At 49.1% G+C, this 5,539-nt stretch carries 2 tRNA genes and 3 rRNA genes; all 5 read left to right on the top strand.

Going from position 1 to position 5,539, the window contains the following annotated elements:
• The first annotated feature begins 173 nt into the window (after positions 1-173).
• A 16S ribosomal RNA gene (locus R2Q80_RS21830) occupies positions 174-1,693 on the top strand.
• 177 nt (positions 1,694-1,870) lie between these two features.
• A tRNA-Ile gene (locus R2Q80_RS21825) sits at positions 1,871-1,945 on the top strand.
• A gap of 16 nt (positions 1,946-1,961) precedes the next feature.
• A tRNA-Ala gene (locus R2Q80_RS21820) sits at positions 1,962-2,035 on the top strand.
• A gap of 422 nt (positions 2,036-2,457) precedes the next feature.
• Positions 2,458-5,334: ribosomal RNA gene (locus tag R2Q80_RS21815) — 23S ribosomal RNA — on the top strand.
• A gap of 83 nt (positions 5,335-5,417) precedes the next feature.
• Positions 5,418-5,529 (top strand): 5S ribosomal RNA (gene rrf, locus R2Q80_RS21810).
• The 16S, 23S and 5S rRNA genes sit together here with 2 tRNA genes alongside, the layout of an rRNA operon.
• Positions 5,530-5,539: the final 10 nt, after the last annotated feature.

Raw genomic sequence — 5,539 nt, 5'->3', positions numbered from 1 at the left:
TGAGCCGAATAAGTTCTTAAAAGAGATGTCAATGTAGCGAAAGCGGGTTTAATGGAGTACTGATCGAAGTACATGATTAAGGAGCTTTATTTTAAAGGTGATGTCTAACAGACAAAACAAAAGAAGACTATTTTTAACAATAGTTAAAACTGGTCAGAATCAAAACACATTTTACAATGGAGAGTTTGATCCTGGCTCAGGATGAACGCTAGCGGCAGGCCTAATACATGCAAGTCGAGGGGTAGATTTAGCTTGCTAGATTGAGACCGGCGCACGGGTGCGTAACGCGTATGCAACCTACCTTTATCTGGGGGATAGCCCGGAGAAATCCGGATTAATACCGCATAAAATCACAGAATAGCATTATTTAATGATCAAACATTTATGGGATGAAGATGGGCATGCGTGTCATTAGCTAGTTGGCGGGGTAACGGCCCACCAAGGCGACGATGACTAGGGGATCTGAGAGGATGGCCCCCCACACTGGTACTGAGACACGGACCAGACTCCTACGGGAGGCAGCAGTAAGGAATATTGGTCAATGGAGGCAACTCTGAACCAGCCATGCCGCGTGCAGGAAGACTGCCCTATGGGTTGTAAACTGCTTTTATCCGGGAATAAACCTTTCTACGTGTAGGAAGCTGAATGTACCGGAAGAATAAGGATCGGCTAACTCCGTGCCAGCAGCCGCGGTAATACGGAGGATCCAAGCGTTATCCGGATTTATTGGGTTTAAAGGGTGCGTAGGCGGCCTGTTAAGTCAGGGGTGAAAGACGGTAGCTCAACTATCGCAGTGCCCTTGATACTGATGGGCTTGAATGGACTAGAGGTAGGCGGAATGAGACAAGTAGCGGTGAAATGCATAGATATGTCTCAGAACACCGATTGCGAAGGCAGCTTACTATGGTCTTATTGACGCTGAGGCACGAAAGCGTGGGGATCAAACAGGATTAGATACCCTGGTAGTCCACGCCCTAAACGATGAACACTCGCTGTTGGCGATACACAGTCAGCGGCTAAGCGAAAGCGTTAAGTGTTCCACCTGGGGAGTACGCCCGCAAGGGTGAAACTCAAAGGAATTGACGGGGGCCCGCACAAGCGGAGGAGCATGTGGTTTAATTCGATGATACGCGAGGAACCTTACCCGGGCTTGAAAGTTAGTGAATGATCTAGAGATAGATCAGTGAGCAATCACACGAAACTAGGTGCTGCATGGCTGTCGTCAGCTCGTGCCGTGAGGTGTTGGGTTAAGTCCCGCAACGAGCGCAACCCCTATGTTTAGTTGCCAGCACGTAATGGTGGGGACTCTAAACAGACTGCCTGTGCAAACAGAGAGGAAGGAGGGGACGACGTCAAGTCATCATGGCCCTTACGTCCGGGGCTACACACGTGCTACAATGGATGGTACAGAGGGCAGCTAGCTGGCAACAGTATGCGAATCTCACAAAGCCATTCACAGTTCGGATTGGGGTCTGCAACTCGACCCCATGAAGTTGGATTCGCTAGTAATCGCGTATCAGCAATGACGCGGTGAATACGTTCCCGGGCCTTGTACACACCGCCCGTCAAGCCATGGAAGTTGGGGGTACCTAAAGTATGTAACCGTAAGGAGCGTCCTAGGGTAAAACCGATAACTGGGGCTAAGTCGTAACAAGGTAGCCGTACCGGAAGGTGCGGCTGGAATACCTCCTTTCTGGAGTAGGATCACCTGCTCGCTTCGCAACATGATATTTCAAAACAAGAGAAAAAAAGAAACACCCAGAAGAAATGACGGTTGTCCAATCAGTGATTGGGACATCGGAACGAAAGCTAGGTAGCAAAGGGAGCGGTAGCGGTAATATACCAACGCTAACAGTGCTCACTAAAGCAAAGTCCCGTAGCTCAGCCTGGTTAGAGCACTACACTGATAATGTAGGGGTCTCCAGTTCAAATCTGGACGGGACTACAACAACAATGATCCTGGGGGATTAGCTCAGCTGGCTAGAGCGCCTGCCTTGCACGCAGGAGGTCAACGGTTCGACTCCGTTATTCTCCACAGAGAGTTTTAGCGTATTGGCGCTGGAGCGTCCCGATTTTCATCGGGAAGGTCAACGGTTCGACTCCGTTATTCTCCACCTAATACAGCAGCCTATCAGGATTGATAGCATACATTGACATAAAAGATTAAGAAGAAACAGCCAAAGGGGCACTAGAAACGGTTCGGGACCGCGGTTTACTACTAACAAGAAGAAGCTTAAGGCTTATGAACGGGCAATGAAACCCGTGAGTTTATACCCTTAAGGGATTCTTAGTAAAGTTCTTTGACATATTGGAAGAAGTTAAAAAAGAAGAGCAAACAACAATAGGCGACTGTTGTGTTTGTGCTCACCGGGGGGCGTAGCAATACAAACTAAGGTATGAGACATCATAACAAGAGCAAAAAAAGCATACCATATGGCGCAAAAGGCATATGAGTAGAAGAAAGTAATAAAGAGTACACGGGGGATGCCTTGGCTCTCAGAGGCGATGAAGGACGTGATAAGCTGCGATAAGCTTCGGGTATTTGCAAATAGGAATTGATCCGAAGATTTCCGAATGGGGCAACCCGGCTAGTTGAAGACTAGTCACATATAATGAGCAAACCTGCCGAACTGAAACATCTAAGTAAGCAGAGGAAGAGAAAATAACAATGATTTCCTGAGTAGTGGCGAGCGAAAGGGAAAGAGCCCAAACCCATTATGTTACGGCATACTGGGGGTTGTAGGACTACGATGTGGCATTAACAAACAGAAGTGGAACGGGATGGGAAGCCCGGCGATACAAGGTGATAGCCCTGTACACGTATAGAATGTTAGCCTAGTAGTATCCTGAGTACCGCGAGGTCGGAGACGCCTTGTGGGAATCTGCCGGCACCATCCGGTAAGGCTAAATACTCCTGAGAGACCGATAGTGAACCAGTACCGTGAGGGAAAGGTGAAAAGAACCCCGAACAGGGGAGTGAAATAGAACCTGAAACCGTGTACTTACAAGCGGTCGGAGCATACAAGTTATGTGACGGCGTGCCTTTTGCATAATGAGCCTACGAGTTACTCCTCTCTGGCAAGGTTAAGTGTTTAAGGCACGGATCCGAAGCGAAAGCGAGTCTGAATAGGGCGTATAGTCAGAGGGGGTAGACGCGAAACCTTGTGATCTACCCATGGACAGGTTGAAGGTGCGGTAACACGTACTGGAGGACCGAACCGATAAACGTTGAAAAGTTTCCGGATGATCTGTGGGTAGGGGTGAAAGGCTAATCAAACTGGGAAATAGCTCGTACTCCCCGAAATGTTTTTAGGAACAGCGTGGATATTAAGTCTGATAGAGGTAGAGCTACTGATTGGGTGCGGGGGAGTCAAATCCTACCAAATCCAGACAAACTCCGAATGCTATCAGATATGATCTGCAGTGAGGCGCGGGGTGCTAAGGTCACGCGCCGAGAGGGAAAGAACCCAGACCATCAGCTAAGGTCCCCAAGTTACAGTTAAGTTGAACTAACGAGGTCCGATTGCACAGACAGCTAGGATGTTGGCTTGGAAGCAGCCATTCATTTAAAGAGTGCGTAACAGCTCACTAGTCGAGCGATCGGGCATGGATAATAAACGGGCATTAAACTGTACACCGAAGCTATGGGATTGAAATATATCGGTAGGGGAGCATTCTATATGCGGTGAAGGTATCTGGTAATGGGTGCTGGAGCGTATAGAAAAGCAAATGTAGGCATAAGTAACGATAAGGCGGGCGAGAAACCCGCCCACCGAAAGGATAAGGTTTCCTGATCAACGCTAATCGGATCAGGGTTAGTCGGGACCTAAGGAGAACCCGAAGGGGAAATTCGATGGACAACGGTTTAATATTACCGTACTTTTTATAACTGCGATGTGGGGACGGAGTAGTGACACTGCCGCGATCTGACGGAATAGATCGTTAAAGGCTGTAGGTATAGGACTGGTAGGCAAATCCGCCAGACCTGCTGAGAGCTGATAGTACCGCGAGGCTTCGGCTGAGTGGATAGCGCAGGTAATCAGACTTCCAAGAAAAACCGCTAAGCTTCAGGTTATAAAAACCCGTACCGCAAACCGACACAGGTATCCGGGAAGAGGATTCTAAGGTGCTCGAGTGAATCATGGCTAAGGAACTCGGCAAAATGGCCCTGTAACTTCGGGAGAAGGGGCGCTGGCAGCAATGTCAGCCGCAGTGAAAAGGCCCAGGCGACTGTTTAACAAAAACACATGGCTTTGCAAAATCGAAAGATGAAGTATAAGGCCTGACACCTGCCCGGTGCTGGAAGGTTAAGAGGGGATGTCATCCGCAAGGAGAAGCATTGAATCGAAGCCCCAGTAAACGGCGGCCGTAACTATAACGGTCCTAAGGTAGCGAAATTCCTTGTCGGGTAAGTTCCGACCTGCACGAATGGTGTAACGATCTGGGCGCTGTCTCAGCCATGAGCTCGGTGAAATTGTGGTCCCGGTGAAGACGCCGGGTACCCGCAACGGGACGGAAAGACCCCATGCACCTTCACTACAATTTAACATTGACATTGGATACAGGATGTGTAGGATAGGTGGGAGGCTTTGAAGCGGCGTCGCTAGGCGTCGTGGAGCCAACGTTGAAATACCACCCTTTCTGTATTCGGTGTCTAATCCGATTATGTCGGAGACATTGTTTGATGGGTAGTTTGACTGGGGTGGTCGCCTCCAAAAAGGTAACGGAGGCTTTCAAAGGTAAGCTCAATACGCTTGGTAACCGTATGAGGAGTGCAATAGCATAAGCTTGCTTGACTGTGAGACATACAGGTCGATCAGGGTCGAAAGACGGATATAGTGATCCGGTGGTTCTGCATGGAAGGGCCATCGCTCAAAGGATAAAAGGTACGCTGGGGATAACAGGCTGATCTCCCCCAAGAGCTCATATCGACGGGGAGGTTTGGCACCTCGATGTCGGCTCGTCACATCCTGGGGCTGGAGAAGGTCCCAAGGGTTCGGCTGTTCGCCGATTAAAGTGGCACGCGAGCTGGGTTCAGAACGTCGCGAGACAGTTCGGTCCCTATCTGTTGTGGGCGTAGGAATTTTGAGTGGGGCTGACCTTAGTACGAGAGGACCGGGTTGGACTAGCCTCTAGTGAATCTGTTGTTCCGCCAGGGGCATTGCAGAGTAGCTACGCTGGGAATAGATAAGCGCTGAAAGCATCTAAGTGCGAAACTAGCCACGAGATGAGAATTCCATATAGGGCCGTAGCAGACTACTACGTTGATAGGCTACAGATGTAAAGGTGGCGACACCATAGTCGAGTAGTACTAATCACCCGAAGCTTTCAAAGCAAACAGACTGTTGTTTGTTCTTCAAAACTTAACTTCTTTCAATAATATGTCATTTAAGCTCGAATAGCTTATCTAAAGAAATTTAGGTGCCTATATCGGTGGTGTCCACCTCTTCCCATTCCGAACAGAGAAGTTAAGCCCACCAGAGCCGATGGTACTGCGGTAACACGTGGGAGAGTAGGTCGGTGCCAAATCTTAAACTGC

This window comes from Pedobacter frigidisoli, from assembly GCF_032678525.1.
In the GTDB taxonomy this organism is placed as follows: domain Bacteria; phylum Bacteroidota; class Bacteroidia; order Sphingobacteriales; family Sphingobacteriaceae; genus Pedobacter; species Pedobacter frigidisoli_A.
The sequence above is the reverse complement of the archived record's forward strand: the minus strand, read 5'-3'. Positions and strand labels throughout refer to the sequence as shown.